The sequence below is a fragment of the Enterobacter sp. 940_PEND genome (assembly GCF_001059415.1).
In the GTDB taxonomy this organism is placed as follows: Bacteria; Pseudomonadota; Gammaproteobacteria; order Enterobacterales; family Enterobacteriaceae; genus Enterobacter; species Enterobacter cloacae_M.
This window is the reverse complement of sequence record NZ_JUMS01000035.1, coordinates 1-17165: the sequence shown is the minus strand read 5'-3', so window position 1 is coordinate 17165 and position 17165 is coordinate 1. Positions and strand designations below refer to the sequence as shown.

Genomic DNA, 17165 nt, shown 5'->3' with positions numbered 1-17165 from the left:
CGGACACTCCCTTGAACTGCTATTACGGAAGATAAATGATGATGACTAAATCCCTTTGCTGCGCCCTGCTGCTCAGCACCTCCTGCTCGGTATTGGCTACCCCGATGTCAGAAAAACAGCTGGCTGAGGTGGTGGAACGGACCGTTACGCCGCTGATGAAAGCGCAGGCCATTCCGGGTATGGCGGTGGCGGTGATTTATGAGGGTCAGCCGCACTACTTCACCTTCGGTAAAGCCGATGTTGCGGCGAACAAACCTGTCACTCCACAAACCTTGTTCGAACTGGGTTCTATAAGTAAAACCTTCACCGGCGTACTCGGTGGCGATGCCATTGCTCGCGGTGAAATATCGCTGGGCGATCCGGTGACAAAATACTGGCCTGAGCTGACAGGCAAGCAGTGGCAGGGGATCCGCATGCTGGATCTGGCAACCTATACCGCAGGAGGTTTGCCGTTACAGGTACCGGATGAGGTCACGGATAACGCCTCTCTGTTGCGCTTTTATCAAAACTGGCAGCCGCAGTGGAAGCCGGGCACCACGCGTCTTTACGCCAATGCCAGCATCGGTCTTTTTGGCGCGCTGGCGGTCAAACCTTCCGGCATGAGCTATGAGCAGGCCATAACGACGCGGGTCTTTAAGCCGCTCAAGCTGGACCATACGTGGATTAACGTTCCGAAAGCGGAAGAGGCGCATTACGCCTGGGGATACCGCGACGGTAAAGCGGTACACGTTTCGCCAGGAATGCTGGACGCTGAAGCCTATGGCGTAAAAACCAACGTGCAGGATATGGCAAGCTGGGTGATGGTCAACATGAAGCCGGACTCCCTTCAGGATAATTCACTCAGGAAAGGCCTTACCCTGGCGCAGTCTCGCTACTGGCGCGTGGGGGCCATGTATCAGGGGTTAGGCTGGGAAATGCTTAACTGGCCGGTCGATGCCAAAACCGTGGTTGAAGGTAGCGACAATAAGGTGGCACTGGCACCGCTGCCTGCGAGAGAAGTGAATCCACCGGCGCCCCCGGTCAACGCATCCTGGGTCCATAAAACAGGCTCTACCGGCGGGTTTGGCAGCTACGTGGCATTTATTCCTGAAAAGCAGCTCGGTATTGTGATGCTGGCAAATAAAAGCTATCCGAACCCGGCACGCGTTGAGGCGGCATACCGTATTTTGAGCGCGCTGTAGTAAACATTGCCGGGTGGCGCTAACGCTTACCCGGCCTACAAAATCCACGGGGTGGCCACCCGGCGAAACACACCGCACAAAAACCACATTTTTCTTGCCGTCATCTACACTTAACAAAAAACAGTAAGGAAACTCCTATGCGCATTCTGCCTGTTATCGCCGCGGTGACAGCCGCGTTTTTAGTGGTTGCCTGCAGTTCCCCTACCCCGCCTCCAGGCGTTACCGTCGTCTCGCCTTTTGATGCACAACGCTTCCTTGGAACATGGTATGAAATCGCGCGCCTCGACCATCGGTTTGAGCAGGGCTTAGAGAAGGTCACTGCGAATTACAGCCCGATGGATGATGGCGGTATTCAGGTGATCAACCGGGGCTATAATCCCGATCGGGAGATGTGGCAGCAGTCGATTGGGAAAGCGTACTTCACGGGCGACCCGCGACGGGCCGCGCTCAAAGTCTCTTTCTTCGGCCCGTTTTATGGCGGCTATAACGTGATCGCGCTCGACAGAGAGTACCGTCACGCGCTGGTCTGCGGGCCGGATCGCGACTATCTGTGGATACTTTCCCGCACGCCAACTATTTCGTCAGAAATGAAACAGCAGATGCTGGACGTCGCGACCCGGCAAGGGTTTGATGTGTCAAAACTTATTTGGGTAAAACAACCCCATTAATGGGTACTGAGCTTCAGCCCAACGATCCCGGCCACAATCAAGGCGAGGCTGGCGATACGCGCCAGACTCGCTGACTCTCCCAGCAGCAGAATGCCGGTGATGGCGGCCCCCACCGCACCAATGCCCGTCCAGACGGCATAAGCCGTTCCCACAGGCAGCGAGCGCATTGCCCAGGATAACAGGACAATACTCACGATCATCGCGGTGACGGTTATGACGCTGGGCGTCAGGCGGGTAAATCCGTGGGTGTACTTGAGACCAATTGCCCATACCACTTCGAGCAGGCCAGCAATAAAAAGAATAATCCAGGACATTTCAGGCTCCTTAACTTAATACAAGTTGGGGCCGTCCCCGGTGAAAGAAACGCTTACGGGTCGTCCCGTAAGGCAGAGATTACGCCCCATATTGTGGTTAGCGTGCTATTTTTTTTCAATCATTTTTTGCTGAACACATTAAGGCAAGAAATAGCCGCAGTATGGCGCGTAGTTCCGGCATTTAGCACTCATCCGACTTCTCTATGATGATGTGCTTTCTGATGGCAGGAAGCCAAACCACTAGCCGACTGCGAATAAAATATGTTCAAAATTCTTTTGATTGACCGTTGTCACTTCACCCGCACAGGGTTTGAAGCATGGCTCAATCATTCCGGTTTGTTCCCGGGACACTACGTTGTGACCGGGTTAAATAATCTGTTCCTTGCCAGGGAGCACATTCTGCAATGGAAACCCACGCTGGTTATCGCCGATCTTTACGGCTTCAGGCAGGATATTCATCATTTTCAGCAGCTTTCGTCGTTGCTGAGCGCCAGTGAACGATTACCGTTTATTTTGCTGCAATCGGGAGAGGACCGCGGCATGACCGACTGGCTCGGACAGTTCCCGGTGTGGTCGTCGCTGTTGAAAAACGCCAGTCTCGAAGAAGTGGCAACGACGATCAACGACGCATTAATCTCACGCGCCAGCGCTGACAGGCCAACGGCGGCGGCCCCCTTGCTGACCCGACAGGAAGAGAAAGTGCTGACATTGTGGATGGACGGTGCGAGCAATCAAAAAATTGCCGCTCACCTGAGTATCAACGGAAAAACGGTGTATACCTATAAACGCAATATCCGCATGAAATTGCATATGGATACGCGTTTTTCTCCGTTCTTATCCCTGCAGGAATCAGAAAGCTGACGGTACGAAACCCGCTGGTCTCGTACCGTATGTTAATTACTGCTGAGCTTTGGTTGCCGCACCAGAGATTGCGCTACCACCTTCAGAAATGTCCTGACCGACGCCACGCGTGGTATTACAGGCTGTTAAGACTGAAGAAAGTACCAGGACTGAAAAGATCGCTGCAATTGTTTTCTTAACCATAATATCTTCCTTTTATAGCCAAAGTTATTTTGTGTATAGCAACTTAAGAATAGACAAGATCCCGCCGGTTGACGGAAAAGGAAGCATTTTTAGGAAAATTAGACGAACTTAGCTGGCGGCGTGAGAAATGATATGACCGAGATCCTGGATATCTTGTCCCATCCCACGGGTGGTGTTACAGCCGGAAAGCAATGCACTGGAAAGCGCTAACAGAAGCAGAATTTTAACGGTACGTTTCATCATCCCTGCCTGCAAAAATCAGGCGCAGCGGGCGCTGCGCCTTCAATCATGACGTAAATTACTTCACGCGGGATACGTATTCGCCGGAGCGGGTATCCACTTTGATCACTTCGCCAGTCTGTACGAACAGTGGAACTTTAACCACTGCGCCGGTAGACAGTTTGGCTGGTTTACCGCCGGTACCTGCGGTATCACCTTTTAGACCTGGATCGGTTTCAACGATTTCCAGTTCAACGAAGTTTGGTGGGGTGACAGCGATAGGCTGGCCGTTCCACAGGGTCACGATGCACTCAGCCTGATCCAGCAGCCATTTAGCGCTATCACCTACCGCTTTCTCATCAGCAGACAGCTGTTCGAAAGTGGAGTTGTTCATGAAATGCCAGAACTCGCCGTCGTTGTACAGATAGGTCAGGTTCATATCAACAACATCAGCGCCTTCAGCGGAGTCAGTAGACTTGAAGGTTTTCTCAACACGGGTACCGGTCAGCAGACGGCGCAGCTTAACGCGTGCGAATGCCTGGCCTTTACCTGGTTTAACGAATTCGCTGGCTTCAACCGCGTACGGTTCGCCGTCCATCATGATTTTAAGACCAGCACGAAAATCGTTGCTATAGTACGTTGCCATAAGGCCCTCTAAATTTGTTAACTGGTAGCTAAGCCACAAAATGGCGCATATTGTAACCCTAAACACCCCGTCCAGAGAAGATTGGTTATCGCAACTTGCCGATGTAATCACCAGTCCTGATGAATTGCTGCGTCTTTTAGACCTCGATCAGCACCCAGAGTTGCTTGCAGGCCGCGAGGCAAAGCGCATTTTCGCCCTGCGCGTTCCCCGTGCGTTTGTGGCGCGAATGGAGAAAGGCAACCCCGACGATCCACTTTTAAAACAAACACTTACTTCGCAGGATGAGTTTGTCACCGCGCCGGGATACAGCACCGATCCGCTGGAAGAGCAGAACAGCGTGGTGCCGGGTTTACTGCACAAGTATCTCAACCGCGCCCTGCTGCTGGTAAAAGGCGGTTGCGCGGTAAATTGTCGTTATTGCTTCCGTCGGCACTTCCCCTATGCCGAAAACCAGGGCAATAAACGCAACTGGCAGGTCGCGCTGGACTATATCGCCGCCCATCCGGAGCTGGATGAGATTATTTTTTCCGGCGGTGACCCGCTGATGGCAAAAGATCATGAGCTGGACTGGCTGCTGACCCAGCTTGAAGCCATTCCGCACATTAAGCGCCTGCGTATTCACAGCCGTTTACCGATTGTCATTCCGGCACGTGTCACTGACGGCCTGGTGTCACGCCTGGAGCAGTCAAGATTGCAGGTGCTGCTGGTGAACCATATCAACCACGCGAACGAAATTGACGATGACTTTCGCGCGGCGATGGCGCGTCTGCGTAAAGCGGGCGTGACGCTGCTGAACCAGAGCGTGCTGCTGCGCGGCGTGAACGACAGCGCCCGCGTGCTGGCTGACCTGAGCAATGCCCTGTTTGATGCGGGCGTGATGCCCTATTACCTGCACGTGCTGGATCGCGTTCAGGGCGCGGCCCATTTCATGGTGACGGATGAAGAAGCCCGGCAGATTATGCGCGAACTGTTAACGCTGGTTTCAGGCTATATGGTGCCGAAGCTGGCACGCGAGATTGGCGGAGAGCCGAGCAAGACGCCGCTGGATTTGCAGCTGCGGCAGTGCTAGCTTCCCCTCACCCTAACCCTCTCCCACAGGGAGAGGGAAAAAGGCCATCAGTTCGGGCACTTGTAGACCTGGCCGTTCATCTGGCTGGCGGTCGGCACGAAGCTGGACAGCATACTCTGCGTTGGGCTGCTCACGCCGTAAATCACGTTACCGCCCATTGCCGCAGCCTGGTTACGCAAGGCATTCGCCGCACCGCGCATCGAGCCACCTTCCTCGCCATGCTGACCTGACATCCAGTTACTTTGCTCACCGGTTGCCGTGCCTAACAGCTGGCATTCACTGCCAGGCTTATCTTCCACAAAGCGAACGCCCTGGCCCGCTGCCGACAGCTCATTGCTGGAGCTACAACCCGCCAGCAGCAATGCTGCCCCTACAATCCCTGCACAGACTTTTACGCGCATGTTATTCCTCGTTTTCAATAAGCTGGACAGTAGTTGTCCGTGTGTAAATCTTATACCTAAAAGATGACCAAAAGAAAAACCCCCGAGCATTTCTGCCCGGGGGTTTTTCACATTCTACGACGTAGAGCGCACGATTACATCATGCCGCCCATACCGCCCATGCCGCCCATGCCAGCAGCACCTAAGTCAGGTGCATCGCCTTTAGGCAGGTCGGTTACCATGCACTCGGTGGTGATCATCAGGCCAGCGACAGATGCCGCGTACTGCAGAGCAGAACGGGTCACTTTCGTTGGATCCAGGATACCGAAGTCGATCATGTTGCCGTATTCTTCAGTTGCTGCGTTGTAACCGTAGTTACCTTCGCCCGCTTTCACGTTGTTCGCAACCACAGATGGCTCTTCACCGGCGTTAGAGACGATCTGACGCAGAGGGGCTTCCATTGCGCGCAGCGCAACTTTGATACCCACGTTCTGATCTTCGTTCTGTGCGGTCAGGCCTGCCAGTTTAGCGGCAACACGCACCAGCGCAACACCACCACCAGCAACCACGCCTTCTTCTACCGCAGCACGGGTCGCATGCAGGGCATCGTCAACGCGTGCTTTTTTCTCTTTCATTTCAACTTCGGTAGCTGCACCGACTTTGATTACCGCAACGCCGCCAGCCAGTTTCGCTACGCGCTCCTGCAGTTTTTCACGGTCGTAATCGGAAGTCGCTTCTTCGATCTGCTTACGGATCTGACCCACGCGGCCCTGAATAGCGGCTTCTTCACCCACACCGTCGATGATGGTGGTGGTGTCTTTGTTGATCACAACGCGTTTCGCCTGGCCCAGGTCTTCCAGGGTCGCTTTTTCCAGCTCCATACCGATCTCTTCAGAGATCACGGTACCGCCGGTCAGGGTTGCGATATCCTGCAGCATCGCTTTACGGCGATCGCCGAAGCCAGGTGCTTTAACAGCAGCCACTTTCACGATGCCGCGCATGGTGTTAACCACCAGGGTCGCCAGCGCTTCGCCTTCAACATCTTCAGCGATGATAACCAGAGGCTTGCCTGCTTTCGCAACGGCTTCCAGTACTGGCAGCATTTCGCGGATGTTGGAGATTTTCTTGTCAGCCAGCAGAATGAACGGGCTTTCCAGCTCAACAGCACCCGTTTCTGGCTTGTTGATGAAGTATGGGGACAGGTAACCGCGGTCGAACTGCATACCTTCAACCACGTCCAGTTCGTCTTCCAGACCGGTACCGTCTTCAACGGTGATCACACCTTCTTTACCGACTTTGTCCATCGCTTCAGCGATCAGTTTACCTACGGTTTCGTCGGAGTTAGCGGAGATAGTACCAACCTGAGCAATGGCTTTAGAGTCAGAGCATGGTACGGACAGTGCTTTCAGCTCTTCAACAGCGGAGGCGACAGCTTTGTCGATACCACGTTTCAGATCCATTGGGTTCATGCCCGCAGCAACGGCTTTCAGACCTTCGGTGATGATTGCCTGCGCCAGTACGGTCGCGGTGGTGGTACCGTCACCAGCAGCGTCGTTTGCTTTAGAGGCAACTTCTTTCACCATCTGCGCGCCCATGTTTTCGAACTTGTCTTCCAGCTCAATTTCACGTGCTACAGAAACACCATCTTTGGTGATGGTTGGCGCGCCGAAGGATTTATCCAGCACTACGTTGCGGCCTTTCGGGCCCAGAGTCACTTTAACTGCATCTGCCAGTACGTTTACGCCGCGGAGCATTTTTACACGAGCGTCGTTACCGAATTTTACGTCTTTAGCTGCCATGTTCTTATTTCCTCAAATTCTCGTGCGTAAATTACGCTTCAACAATTGCCAGAATGTCGCTCTCGGACATGATCAACACTTCTTCATTGTCGATCTTCTCGGATTTCACGCCGTAGCCATCGTTGAAAATTACGATGTCACCAACTTTAACGTCCAGTGGCTGCACAGTTCCGTTTTCCAGGATGCGGCCCTTACCGACAGCGATGATTTCGCCACGCGTTGATTTGGCTGCTGCAGAACCGGTCAGGACGATGCCGCCAGCAGACTTGGTTTCAACTTCTTTACGTTTGACGATCACACGATCATGTAACGGACGAATACTCATTGATAGCTCTCCTTTGAGAAAGTCATTATCAGTTATGGATGACGCCGGCCCGCATGCGGTTTTCCGACTAGTGCCCTGAGAGATGGGGATAGCTTTTTCCCCCTTCAAGGGGGAGTCGAAAAAAAAATTTGCGAAAGTGTTACCATCGCCTCTCTTTTGGTACTGGCAGGGCGATGTGAATGAGTGGACTCAAGCAGGAGCTGGGGCTGGCGCAGGGCGTCGGACTGCTCTCAACCTCCTTGTTAGGTACGGGCGTGTTTGCCGTACCCGCACTGGCGGCTCTGGTGGCTGGAAATAATAGCCTGTGGGCGTGGCCGGCGCTGATTGTATTAGTTTTCCCGATAGCCATTGTGTTTGCCATCCTGGGGCGGCATTTCCCCAGCGCGGGCGGCGTGGCGCACTTTGTCGGACTGGCCTTTGGCCCGCGGCTGCAGCGTGTCACCGGCTGGCTGTTTCTCTCCGTCATTCCGGTTGGCCTACCTGCGGCGTTGCATATTGCGACCGGCTTTGGTCAGGCGCTGTTTGGCTGGCATAACGAGCAGTTATTGCTGGCCGAACTGGGTACGCTGGCGATCGTCTGGTGGGTGGGTTCTCGAGGCGCCAGCTCCAGCGCCAACCTGCAGACGCTGGTTGCGGTGCTGATTGTCGCGCTCGTTGTCGCAATCTGGTGGGCGGGCGATATCACAATAAAGGAAATTCCCTTCCCGGCGCTGACCGACGTCGACCATTCCGAGCTTTTCGCCGCGCTCTCCGTCATGTTCTGGTGTTTTGTTGGCCTGGAGGCCTTTGCCCATCTGGCCTCTGAATTTAAGCAGCCTGAACGTGATTTCCCCCGCGCGCTGATGATAGGCCTGCTGCTGGCAGGTACGGTCTATTGGGCATGTACCGTGCTGGTCTTACACTTCCACGCGTTCGGAGCGGATCTCGCCGCCGCGGCATCGCTGCCGGGTATCGTGGTGGAACTGTTCGGCGTGAAGGCGCTATGGATCGCCTGTGTCATCGGCTATCTCGCCTGTTTTGCCAGCCTCAATATTTATATCCAGAGCTTTGCCCGGCTGGTGTGGTCGCAGGCGCTCGACAAACCTGAGAATCGCCTCGCGCGCCTGTCTAAACGCCAGCTTCCGCTGAATGCCCTGAATACCGTACTGGGCTGCTGCGTGGTGAGCACGCTGTGTATTTACGCACTGAAGATTAATCTGGACGCGCTGATCGTCTACGCCAACGGCATTTTCATCATGATCTACCTGCTGTGCATGCTGGCGGGATGTCGTTTGCTGAAAGGTCGCTATAAAGCTCTGGCGGTCGTCGGGGGTTTGCTTTGCCTGCTGTTGCTGGCGATGGTGGGATGGAAGAGTCTGTACGCGATTATCATGCTGGCAGGGCTGTGGGTGTTTTTGCCGAAGCGCGGTGCGCTCCCGGAGGCCCGGTAGGCGAAGCGCCACCGGGCAACAAAATCACCGATCGTCTTTATGATCTAAACGGTCGTGCTGTTCATCCTTACGCTGATATTCCCCTTCAAAGGTATCGCCCGGCCCGGTGCTGAACCCGCCGCCCGGCATACGGCTAAAGCGCAGATGCGGCAGCAGCTTCATGGTCAGGTGTTTTTGCACCGGCGGCAGAAGCAGCAGCAGGCCGAGGAAGTCAGTGAAGAACCCCGGCAGGATCAGCAGCAGCCCCGCAATAATCAACGACACGCTTTTGATCATCTCTTCCGCCGGGCTTTCCCCTGCGGCCATCTTCTGCTGCATTATCAGGAAATTTTTGAAACCCTGATTACGCACCAGCGACATGCCGATGACGGAGGTGAAAATCACCAGAATCAGCGTCAGCAGGACGCCCAGCACATGGGCAACCTGGATGAAAATGGAAATTTCAATGTAAACATAGAGAAAGAAAGCAATAAACGGTATCCAGCGCACTGGCATCTCCTGTGTGGCAGAGGCCATCGGGCCCCTGTCTGAATGTGTTCGCGACGCGCGTTTGTATGAGATGGTGACGGTTAGCGAAAATTCAATCAGTTTGCACGGATATTTTTTTTGGAAATTTTAAAGCGGTGACCCATTTCACAGATTAATAATTATCATGGAATCGGCTCGATAATAAGTGATCCAGCTTACGGCAATTCGCTATCATCAGCATATGATCTCGAGCATCTGGCTGATTGAGGGAATAATCGTCGGTCAGAAAATATTCAAAACCACATAAATACTGTGTGTTTAGTACAATCCATCGGCAGCTTGAAAAGAAGGTTCACATGTTAAACAACATTCGTATCGAAGAAGACTTGTTGGGTACCAGGGAAGTTCCAGCGGATGCCTACTACGGTGTCCACACTCTGAGAGCGATTGAAAACTTCTACATCAGCAACAGCAAAATCAGCGACATCCCTGAGTTTGTCCGTGGCATGGTGATGGTGAAGAAAGCCGCAGCACTGGCCAACAAAGAGCTGCAAACCATTCCTAAAAGCGCGGCAAATGCGATTATCGCAGCCTGCGATGAAGTGCTGAACAACGGCAAATGCATGGACCAGTTCCCGGTTGACGTCTATCAGGGCGGCGCGGGCACCTCCGTCAACATGAATACCAACGAAGTACTGGCAAACATTGGCCTGGAGCTGATGGGTCACCAGAAAGGTGAATACCAGTACCTGAACCCGAACGATCACGTAAACAAATGCCAGTCTACTAACGACGCCTACCCTACCGGCTTCCGTATCGCGGTGTATGCCTCAGTGGTGAAACTGGTGGATGCGATCAACCAGCTGGGTGATGGCTTCCAGCGTAAAGCGGTTGAGTTCCAGGACATCCTGAAAATGGGTCGTACCCAGCTGCAGGACGCGGTGCCGATGACCCTCGGCCAGGAATTCCACGCGTTTAACGTACTGCTGAACGAAGAGACCAAAAACCTGCTGCGCACCTCCGAGCTGCTGCTGGAAGTGAACCTGGGCGCCACCGCCATCGGTACCCGTCTGAACACCCCGGATGGCTATCAGCAGCTGGCGGTACAGAAGCTGGCTGAAGTCTCTAACCTGCCGGTTGTGCCTGCAGAAGACCTGATTGAAGCCACCTCCGACTGCGGCGCCTACGTCATGGTACACAGCGCCCTGAAACGTCTGGCGGTGAAACTGTCCAAAATCTGTAACGACCTGCGCCTGCTCTCTTCCGGTCCGCGCGCTGGCCTGAATGAAATTAACCTGCCAGAGCTGCAGGCCGGTTCATCCATCATGCCAGCCAAGGTGAACCCGGTGGTGCCAGAAGTGGTGAACCAGGTTTGCTTCAAAGTCATCGGTAACGATACGACCGTGACCATGGCCTCTGAAGCGGGTCAGCTGCAGCTGAACGTGATGGAGCCAGTGATTGGCCAGGCGATGTTTGAATCCATCCACATCCTGACCAACGCCTGCTACAACCTGCTGGAAAAATGCATTAACGGCATCACGGCGAATAAAGAAGTCTGTGAGGGTTATGTCTACAACTCCATCGGGATCGTCACCTACCTCAACCCGTTCATCGGTCACCACAACGGTGATATCGTCGGTAAGATTTGCGCCGAAACCGGTAAGAGCGTACGTGAAGTGGTGCTGGAGCGCGGGCTGTTGACCGAAGCTGAGCTGGACGATATCTTCTCGGCCCAGAACCTGATGCACCCGGCATATAAAGCGAAACGATATACCGATGAAAGCGAACAATAACCGTTCTGGCTAGGCTTCTTAAGGCACGTCACTTGTGACGTGCCTTTTTTCTTTTTAGGCGTTACCTAAATACAACAATTCAATATCAACTTGTTAATAAGCAAGGCAGGTCCTTATGTTTGGAGCAGAACTCGTCATCGTCTTGTTGGCGATTTATTTGGGAGCAAGACTCGGGGGTATCGGCATCGGTTTTGCCGGCGGTCTCGGGGTGCTCGTTCTTACCCTTATCTTTCAGATTAAACCCGGCGCAATCCCGTTCGACGTTATCGAAATCATCATGGCAGTTATTGCCGCTATCGCCGCCATGCAGGTGGCAGGCGGTATGGACTACCTGGTAAGCCTGGCGGAGCGTATGCTGCGCCGCCATCCAAAATACATTACCTTCCTTGCCCCGCTGGTGACCTGGTTTATGACCATTCTCGCCGGTACGGGCCACACCGCCTTCTCTACGCTGCCGGTGATTACCGAAGTGGCGAAAGAGCAGGGTATCCGTCCGTCTCGTCCGCTCTCTATTGCCGTCGTCGCGTCCCAGATTGCGATTACCGCCTCACCGATTTCCGCTGCGGTGGTCTTCTTCGCCGGTATCCTTGAGCCGATGGGCGTGAGCTACCTGACGCTGCTGGCGATCTGTATCCCGGTGACGCTGATCGCGGTGATGATCACTGCCGTGCTGTGTAACTTCCTCGGCGCCGAACTGAAAGACGATCCGGTTTACCAGGAACGCCTTGCCAAGGGTGAAGTGAGGCTGCGCGGCAGCCAGGTCTTCGAGCTGAAGCCGCACGCAAAACGTTCCGTGCTGCTGTTTCTGATCGGTATTGTCGCGGTGATGTTCTACGCGACCGCCATCAGCGACACCGTGGGCCTGATCCAGAACCCGGTCCTGCCGCGTAACGAAGCGATTGTGGTGTTTATGCTGACCATCGCGACGCTGATTAGCATCACCTGTAAAATTGATACCGGCGAAGTGCTGAACGCCAGCACCTTCAAATCCGGTATGAGCGCCTGCGTGTGCGTCCTCGGCGTAGCCTGGCTTGGTGATACCTTCGTGAAAGCGCACATCAGCGACATTCAGACCGTAGCAGGCGACCTGCTGCACAACTACCCGTGGCTGCTGGCGGTGGTGCTGTTCTTTGCCGCTACCCTGCTTTACTCCCAGGCGGCGACCACAAAAGCGTTGATGCCTGCGGCACTGATGCTGGGCGTTACGCCACTGACGGCGATTGCCTCTTTCGCGGCGGTTTCCGCCCTGTTCGTTCTGCCAACCTACCCAACCCTGCTGGCGGCGGTGGAGATGGACGACACCGGCTCAACACGTATCGGTAAGTATGTGTTTAACCACGCGTTCCTGATCCCGGGCGTGGTCGCCATTTCACTTTGCGTGATCCTCGGCTTTATCATTGGCGGCGTGGTGCTGTAAAAGGTGAGTGGTTGTAAAAATAGTTAAAATCGGGCCGCTCTGCGGCCCGTTTCATTAATGACCAACCGCCTTGCGTGATATAGTGAAGCCTTTCGTGATGAGGAGGTCGACTTGTGAACACGCCTGATGCTGTTGTCGTACTGTGTACCGCCCCTGATGAAGCCTCTGCCCAGGATCTCGCCGCCAAAGTGCTGGCCGAAAAACTGGCAGCCTGCGTGACGCTCCTCCCCGGTGCCACCTCCCTTTATTACTGGGAAGGCAAGCTGGAGCAAGAGTACGAAGTCCAGATGTTGCTCAAAACCAATCTGGCGAATCAGCAGGCTCTCCTGGACTGCCTCAAATCTCATCATCCTTACCAAACTCCGGAACTGCTGGTGCTGCCAGTGGTCCACGGCGATAACGACTATCTCTCATGGCTCAACGCTTCCTTACGCTGATCCTGCTGCTGTGCAGCACGTCAGCTTTTGCCGGGTTGTTTGACGCGCCCGGCCGTTCGAACTTTATTCCTGCCGACCAGGCGTTCGTTTTCGACTTTCAGCAAAACCAGCACGATCTCAATCTTACCTGGCAGGTGAAAGAGGGCTATTACCTCTACCGCAAGCAGGTGAGCATTACCCCTGCTAAGGCAAACGTAGGCGCATTACAGTTGCCCGCAGGCGAGTGGCACGAGGACGAGTTCTACGGCAAGAGTGAAATCTACCGCCAGCGCTTAAGCGTGCCCGTGACGGTGAATCAGGCCGATAAAGGTGCAACGCTGACGGTGACCTACCAGGGGTGCGCGGACGCGGGATTCTGCTATCCGCCGGAAACGAAAGTCGTGCCGCTTAGCGAAGTGAAAGCGACTGCTGCTGTAACGCCGGTCCCCTCTGTTGAGAAAACCAACGACAGAGCTGACCTTCCATTCTCAGCGTTGTGGGCTTTACTGATTGGTATCGGCATTGCCTTTACGCCGTGCGTGTTGCCGATGTATCCGCTCATCTCTGGCATCGTGCTGGGCGGCAAACAGCGTCTTTCTACCGCCCGCGCGCTGCTGCTGGCTTTTATATACGTGCAGGGAATGGCGCTAACCTACACGGCGCTCGGCCTCGTGGTTGCCGCTGCCGGGTTACAGTTCCAGGCCGCACTGCAGCATCCTTACGTCCTTATTGGCCTGTCGGCGGTCTTCATCCTGCTGGCACTGTCGATGTTCGGCCTGTTTACCCTGCAGCTACCGTCGGCTTTGCAGACTCGCTTAACGCTGATGAGCAACCGTCAGCAGGGCGGCTCCGCAGGCGGCGTGTTCGCGATGGGTGCCATTGCTGGGCTGATATGCTCTCCCTGCACCACCGCGCCGCTGAGCGCCATCCTGCTCTATATCGCCCAGAGCGGTAACATGTGGCTCGGCGGCGGAACGTTGTACCTGTATGCCCTGGGCATGGGCCTGCCGCTGATTCTGGTCACGGTTTTCGGTAATCGACTTCTGCCGAAGAGCGGCCCGTGGATGGAGACGGTGAAAACCGCATTTGGCTTTGTCATCCTCGCGCTGCCGGTGTTCCTCCTTGAGCGTATCATCGGCGACGCCTGGGGTTTGCGCCTGTGGGCGATGCTCGGCGTAGCGTTCTTTACATGGGCGTTTATCGTCAGCCTGGAGGCGAAGAAGCCATGGATGCGCCTGGTGCAAATCCTGCTGCTGGCTGCCGCGCTGGTGAGCGTACGCCCTCTGCAGGACTGGGCGTTCGGCACACTGGTGGGTCAGATGCAAGCGCATCTGAACTTCACCCAGATTAAAAACGTGGATGAACTTAATAGCGCCCTGGCAGAGGCGAAAGGCAAACCGGTGATGCTCGATCTCTATGCCGACTGGTGTGTCGCCTGCAAAGAGTTTGAAAAATATACTTTTAGCGATCCACAGGTGCAAAGCGCCCTGAAAGAGACCGTTTTGCTCCAGGCTAACGTGACCGCCAATAATGCGCAGGATAAGGCTCTGCTGAAGCAGCTTAACGTACTCGGGCTGCCAACCATTCTGTTCTTCAATCAACAGGGCCATGAGCAGCCTGAGCAGCGTGTAACCGGGTTTATGGATGCTGCTGCATTTAGCGCGCATTTGCGCAATCGCCAACCGTAAACAACACTTTAAACGGGACAAACCGTTGGGAATAGCGGAGGAGATAACCGTGCAACGTGAAGACGTACTGGGACAAGCCCTGCAACTACTTGAGATTCAAGGGATCGCCAGCACCACGCTTGAGATGGTAGCCGACCGTATCGATTATCCTCTGGATGAACTTAAGCGCTTCTGGCCGGATAAAGAGGCGCTACTCTATGATGCCCTGCGCTATCTCAGCCAGCAGGTTGATATCTGGCGCAGACAGCTGATGCTGAATGAAGAACTGACCGCGGAGCAAAAGCTGCTGGCGCGCTATACCGCGCTGACGGAATGCGTCAGCAACAACCGCTACCCGGGTTGTCTGTTCATCGCCGCCTGCACTTATTTTCCCGACCCAGGCCATCCTATCCACCAGTTGGCGGAGCAGCAAAAACGGGCGGCGCATGACTTCACCCACGAGCTGCTGACCACGCTGGAAGTCGATGACCCTGCGATGGTGGCTAAACAGATGGAGCTGGTGCTGGAAGGTTGCCTCAGCCGCATGCTGGTGAACCGTAGCCAGGCAGATGTGGATACGGCGCACCGCCTGGCGGAAGATATTCTACGCTTTGCCCAATGCAGAATGGGTGGAGCGCTGACCTAAGCCAGCATGCCCGCCCAGGCGGAGATGAGCAGACACAGCGCCATCAGGCGCTGAAACCGCACCATCGCCACGGTGGTGCGAAAAATTCGGTTCACCGCTTTACCCAGCCACGCCCAGCACATCAAACAGGCTATCGAGATCAGCAGAAACCATAGCGCCATTAGCGCAATATCCCGCAATGCATGGTCGCCAGCTGGGGCAAACAGGCTGACGACGGCCAGCGCCATCATCCAGGTTTTGGGGTTCACGATCTGCAGCAGCGCCGCCGCCCGAGCGGTGAATCGGATACGGTGCTCAGCGGAGAGACGGGCAGCCGGGGCGCGAAACAGCTGCCAGCTCATCCAGCTTAGCCACAGCACGCCTGTCCAGCTCATTATCTGACGTATCAAAGGGTACTGACGCAGCACTTCCCCCGCGCCCGCGCCGGATACCAGCACGATCGCACTGGCCGCGATACACCCGCCCAGAATAGCAGGTACGGTATTTTTTACGCCAAAGTGCTGGCTGTTCGTCAGCACGAGAATATTGGTCGGCCCCGGCGTAATGGAAGCGACAAATGCGAACAACAGAAAGGGTATCAAACTCACAGGTGGCTCCTTTTTATTAGAGCCATGAATGTGCCGTTATTTTTTGGAAACGTCTGGAAGGTTTGTGCACAACCGTCGGTAGTGTGCAGGAGAGATGCGGTAAGCACGCTGAAACCAACGCCTCAGATGGCTTTGATCGGCAAATCCCACTGCGGCAGCCACATCAACGGGCTGGTCGCCGCGCGCCAGCAGCTGTCGGGCCTTTGCCAGACGAAGCTGAATAAGCCATGCGTGTGGCGCCAGGTTGAACTCGCGCTTAAAACAGCGCGTCAGGGTAAAGCGATCTGTGCCCGTCTCGCGAGCAAGGTCTGACAGCCCCACGTTCTCACTGATATGGGCATAGAGATAGTCGCGCGCACGATGCGCCACGGCAGCGCTTTGTAACTGCGACGGCAGTTTCTTACGCCAGTGGCAGTGGGCGGTGATCCGGGAGAGCAGATTATCCATTGTGCTCTGCTGAACGATTTTTATCTCGTCATTATGCAGGGTAGAGAATGTCTCACCGATAGCGCGCACCAGCTGCGGCTCCCGCGTCAGCGTTTGGGCAAAGTGGAGTGAATAACTCCCTGGAGTAGATTCGTAAAGCCCCTGTAGCGCACGGGTAAGCCAGTGCTCATCAAGATAGAAGGTCAAATAGGTAAAGCCGCCCTCTACAGGCGCATCACCGTCGTGGATCTCGCCAGGCTCGAGGAGAAATGCGTCGCCCGGCTGGCTACGATGACGCTCACGGCGGCAGTGAAACTGCTGCGTGCCAGAGAGGGTTATCCCTACCAGATAGCTATCGTGCCAGTGCGGATCAAAGGCATGCCCTTCGAAATGCGCTTTAATCGTCTCAATACCCGTATCTGCATGCTGACGCAGTTCAAGCCAGTCATTTGCCATACTGCCCTCCTCTTGCTATCAGCATTGCCGTATTACACTGGTTATGTCTGGAAGATTTGTGCATTTTCACGGCGAAAGCGGACAGATTGCCGCAAACTTAAGCAGTTGAACAGCTTTTCCCGAAATAATGTTGACGATCGAGCGTGATTGCGGTTTAATGCGCTCCGTTGCCCGGATAGCTCAGTCGGTAGAGCAGGGGATTGAAAATCCCCGT

The 17165-nt window shown here is 54.8% G+C and carries 20 protein-coding genes; 10 read left to right on the top strand and 10 right to left on the bottom strand.

What is annotated here, in order from left to right:
• Window positions 1–38 precede the first annotated feature (38 nt).
• Complete coding sequence (gene blaACT / locus ADJ24_RS05310; protein WP_032668292.1) at window positions 39–1181, top strand: ACT family cephalosporin-hydrolyzing class C beta-lactamase; 1143 nt, start codon at window positions 39–41, stop codon at window positions 1179–1181.
• Window positions 1182–1318: 137 nt separating this feature from the next.
• On the top strand, window positions 1319–1849 hold the full coding sequence (locus ADJ24_RS05305) for a lipocalin family protein (protein ID WP_023310119.1): 531 nt from the start codon (window positions 1319–1321) through the stop codon (window positions 1847–1849).
• Here the strand turns inward: ADJ24_RS05305 and sugE are convergent.
• Complete coding sequence (gene sugE, locus ADJ24_RS05300) at window positions 1846–2163, bottom strand: quaternary ammonium compound efflux SMR transporter SugE (RefSeq protein ID WP_008502938.1); 318 nt, start codon at window positions 2161–2163, stop codon at window positions 1846–1848. The genes ADJ24_RS05305 and sugE overlap by 4 nt on opposite strands.
• Window positions 2164–2424: 261 nt before the next feature.
• On the opposite strand from sugE, the gene ADJ24_RS05295 reads away from it, so the two are divergent.
• On the top strand, window positions 2425–3024 hold the full coding sequence (locus tag ADJ24_RS05295; RefSeq protein ID WP_023310118.1) for a helix-turn-helix transcriptional regulator: 600 nt from the start codon (window positions 2425–2427) through the stop codon (window positions 3022–3024).
• Between the two features lie 36 nt (window positions 3025–3060).
• Here ADJ24_RS05295 and ecnB read toward each other — a convergent pair whose 3' ends face one another.
• The 3 genes from ecnB to efp all read right to left on the bottom strand — a co-directional run bounded on the left by ecnB (window position 3061) and on the right by efp (window position 4072).
• Entirely contained in the window at window positions 3061–3207 is a 147-nt protein-coding gene (ecnB, locus tag ADJ24_RS05290) for a lipoprotein toxin entericidin B (protein WP_003025482.1), read from the bottom strand.
• Between the two features lie 108 nt (window positions 3208–3315).
• On the bottom strand, window positions 3316–3447 hold the full coding sequence (locus tag ADJ24_RS05285; protein WP_024907352.1) for an entericidin A/B family lipoprotein: 132 nt from the start codon (window positions 3445–3447) through the stop codon (window positions 3316–3318).
• Between the two features lie 58 nt (window positions 3448–3505).
• Window positions 3506–4072, bottom strand: coding sequence for an elongation factor P (gene efp, locus ADJ24_RS05280; RefSeq protein WP_008502940.1), 567 nt, complete (start codon window positions 4070–4072; stop codon window positions 3506–3508).
• 40 nt (window positions 4073–4112) lie between these two features.
• Here efp and epmB point away from each other — a divergent pair, with 40 nt between their 5' ends.
• On the top strand, window positions 4113–5141 hold the full coding sequence (gene epmB / locus ADJ24_RS05275; protein ID WP_023310116.1) for an EF-P beta-lysylation protein EpmB: 1029 nt from the start codon (window positions 4113–4115) through the stop codon (window positions 5139–5141).
• Window positions 5142–5188: 47 nt separating this feature from the next.
• Here the strand turns inward: epmB and ADJ24_RS05270 are convergent, their stop codons facing one another.
• The 3 genes from ADJ24_RS05270 to ADJ24_RS05260 all read right to left on the bottom strand — a co-directional run bounded on the left by ADJ24_RS05270 (window position 5189) and on the right by ADJ24_RS05260 (window position 7645).
• Window positions 5189–5542, bottom strand: a complete 354-nt coding sequence (locus tag ADJ24_RS05270) for a DUF4156 domain-containing protein (protein ID WP_023310115.1) — start codon at window positions 5540–5542, stop codon at window positions 5189–5191.
• Window positions 5543–5676: 134 nt separating this feature from the next.
• On the bottom strand, window positions 5677–7320 hold the full coding sequence (gene groL, locus ADJ24_RS05265) for a chaperonin GroEL (protein WP_023310114.1): 1644 nt from the start codon (window positions 7318–7320) through the stop codon (window positions 5677–5679).
• A gap of 31 nt (window positions 7321–7351) precedes the next feature.
• Complete coding sequence (locus ADJ24_RS05260) at window positions 7352–7645, bottom strand: co-chaperone GroES (protein WP_003855929.1); 294 nt, start codon at window positions 7643–7645, stop codon at window positions 7352–7354.
• 179 nt (window positions 7646–7824) lie between these two features.
• Here ADJ24_RS05260 and yjeH point away from each other — a divergent pair, with 179 nt between their 5' ends.
• On the top strand, window positions 7825–9075 hold the full coding sequence (yjeH, locus tag ADJ24_RS05255; protein ID WP_023310113.1) for an L-methionine/branched-chain amino acid transporter: 1251 nt from the start codon (window positions 7825–7827) through the stop codon (window positions 9073–9075).
• A 24-nt stretch (window positions 9076–9099) separates the two neighbouring features.
• Here the strand turns inward: yjeH and ADJ24_RS05250 are convergent, their stop codons facing one another.
• Window positions 9100–9564 carry an FxsA family protein gene (locus ADJ24_RS05250; protein WP_023616652.1) on the bottom strand — a complete coding sequence of 155 codons (465 nt, stop codon included), beginning with the start codon at window positions 9562–9564 and terminating at the stop codon, window positions 9100–9102.
• Between the two features lie 335 nt (window positions 9565–9899).
• Here ADJ24_RS05250 and aspA point away from each other — a divergent pair, with 335 nt between their 5' ends.
• The 5 genes from aspA (at window position 9900) to ADJ24_RS05225 (ending at window position 15482) form a co-directional block, all read left to right on the top strand.
• Window positions 9900–11336: an aspartate ammonia-lyase gene (gene aspA / locus ADJ24_RS05245; RefSeq protein ID WP_003855923.1), complete on the top strand. Its 1437-nt coding sequence runs from the start codon at window positions 9900–9902 to the stop codon at window positions 11334–11336.
• 115 nt (window positions 11337–11451) lie between these two features.
• Window positions 11452–12753, top strand: a complete 1302-nt coding sequence (locus tag ADJ24_RS05240) for an anaerobic C4-dicarboxylate transporter (RefSeq protein WP_023310112.1) — start codon at window positions 11452–11454, stop codon at window positions 12751–12753.
• Between the two features lie 113 nt (window positions 12754–12866).
• On the top strand, window positions 12867–13190 hold the full coding sequence (gene cutA / locus ADJ24_RS05235; protein ID WP_014168278.1) for a divalent cation tolerance protein CutA: 324 nt from the start codon (window positions 12867–12869) through the stop codon (window positions 13188–13190).
• Window positions 13166–14857 (top strand): protein-disulfide reductase DsbD, encoded by a 1692-nt coding sequence (locus tag ADJ24_RS05230; RefSeq protein ID WP_023310111.1) that lies wholly within the window; start codon window positions 13166–13168, stop codon window positions 14855–14857. Before cutA ends, ADJ24_RS05230 begins: the two co-directional genes overlap by 25 nt.
• A gap of 49 nt (window positions 14858–14906) precedes the next feature.
• Window positions 14907–15482 (top strand): transcriptional regulator, encoded by a 576-nt coding sequence (locus ADJ24_RS05225; RefSeq protein WP_023310110.1) that lies wholly within the window; start codon window positions 14907–14909, stop codon window positions 15480–15482.
• Here the strand turns inward: ADJ24_RS05225 and ADJ24_RS05220 are convergent.
• Both ADJ24_RS05220 and ADJ24_RS05215 read right to left on the bottom strand, forming a co-directional pair.
• On the bottom strand, window positions 15479–16069 hold the full coding sequence (locus ADJ24_RS05220) for a LysE family translocator (RefSeq protein ID WP_023310109.1): 591 nt from the start codon (window positions 16067–16069) through the stop codon (window positions 15479–15481). The genes ADJ24_RS05225 and ADJ24_RS05220 overlap by 4 nt on opposite strands.
• A 36-nt stretch (window positions 16070–16105) precedes the next feature.
• Window positions 16106–16951, bottom strand: a complete 846-nt coding sequence (locus tag ADJ24_RS05215; RefSeq protein ID WP_023310108.1) for an AraC family transcriptional regulator — start codon at window positions 16949–16951, stop codon at window positions 16106–16108.
• Window positions 16952–17165: the final 214 nt, after the last annotated feature.

What these genes read in the sequence shown, in the direction of transcription:
- blaACT (WP_032668292.1), top strand. Translation starts at nt 39, where the DNA reads ATGATGACTAAATCCCTTTGCTGCGCCCTGCTGCTCAGCACCTCCTGC.
- ADJ24_RS05305 (WP_023310119.1), top strand. Translation starts at nt 1,319, where the DNA reads ATGCGCATTCTGCCTGTTATCGCCGCGGTGACAGCCGCGTTTTTAGTG.
- sugE (WP_008502938.1), bottom strand. Translation starts at nt 2,163, where the DNA reads ATGTCCTGGATTATTCTTTTTATTGCTGGCCTGCTCGAAGTGGTATGG.
- ADJ24_RS05295 (WP_023310118.1), top strand. Translation starts at nt 2,425, where the DNA reads ATGTTCAAAATTCTTTTGATTGACCGTTGTCACTTCACCCGCACAGGG.
- ecnB (WP_003025482.1), bottom strand. Translation starts at nt 3,207, where the DNA reads ATGGTTAAGAAAACAATTGCAGCGATCTTTTCAGTCCTGGTACTTTCT.
- ADJ24_RS05285 (WP_024907352.1), bottom strand. Translation starts at nt 3,447, where the DNA reads ATGAAACGTACCGTTAAAATTCTGCTTCTGTTAGCGCTTTCCAGTGCA.
- efp (WP_008502940.1), bottom strand. Translation starts at nt 4,072, where the DNA reads ATGGCAACGTACTATAGCAACGATTTTCGTGCTGGTCTTAAAATCATG.
- epmB (WP_023310116.1), top strand. Translation starts at nt 4,113, where the DNA reads ATGGCGCATATTGTAACCCTAAACACCCCGTCCAGAGAAGATTGGTTA.
- ADJ24_RS05270 (WP_023310115.1), bottom strand. Translation starts at nt 5,542, where the DNA reads ATGCGCGTAAAAGTCTGTGCAGGGATTGTAGGGGCAGCATTGCTGCTG.
- groL (WP_023310114.1), bottom strand. Translation starts at nt 7,320, where the DNA reads ATGGCAGCTAAAGACGTAAAATTCGGTAACGACGCTCGTGTAAAAATG.
- ADJ24_RS05260 (WP_003855929.1), bottom strand. Translation starts at nt 7,645, where the DNA reads ATGAGTATTCGTCCGTTACATGATCGTGTGATCGTCAAACGTAAAGAA.
- yjeH (WP_023310113.1), top strand. Translation starts at nt 7,825, where the DNA reads ATGAGTGGACTCAAGCAGGAGCTGGGGCTGGCGCAGGGCGTCGGACTG.
- aspA (WP_003855923.1), top strand. Translation starts at nt 9,900, where the DNA reads ATGTTAAACAACATTCGTATCGAAGAAGACTTGTTGGGTACCAGGGAA.
- ADJ24_RS05240 (WP_023310112.1), top strand. Translation starts at nt 11,452, where the DNA reads ATGTTTGGAGCAGAACTCGTCATCGTCTTGTTGGCGATTTATTTGGGA.
- ADJ24_RS05230 (WP_023310111.1), top strand. Translation starts at nt 13,166, where the DNA reads ATGGCTCAACGCTTCCTTACGCTGATCCTGCTGCTGTGCAGCACGTCA.
- ADJ24_RS05215 (WP_023310108.1), bottom strand. Translation starts at nt 16,951, where the DNA reads ATGGCAAATGACTGGCTTGAACTGCGTCAGCATGCAGATACGGGTATT.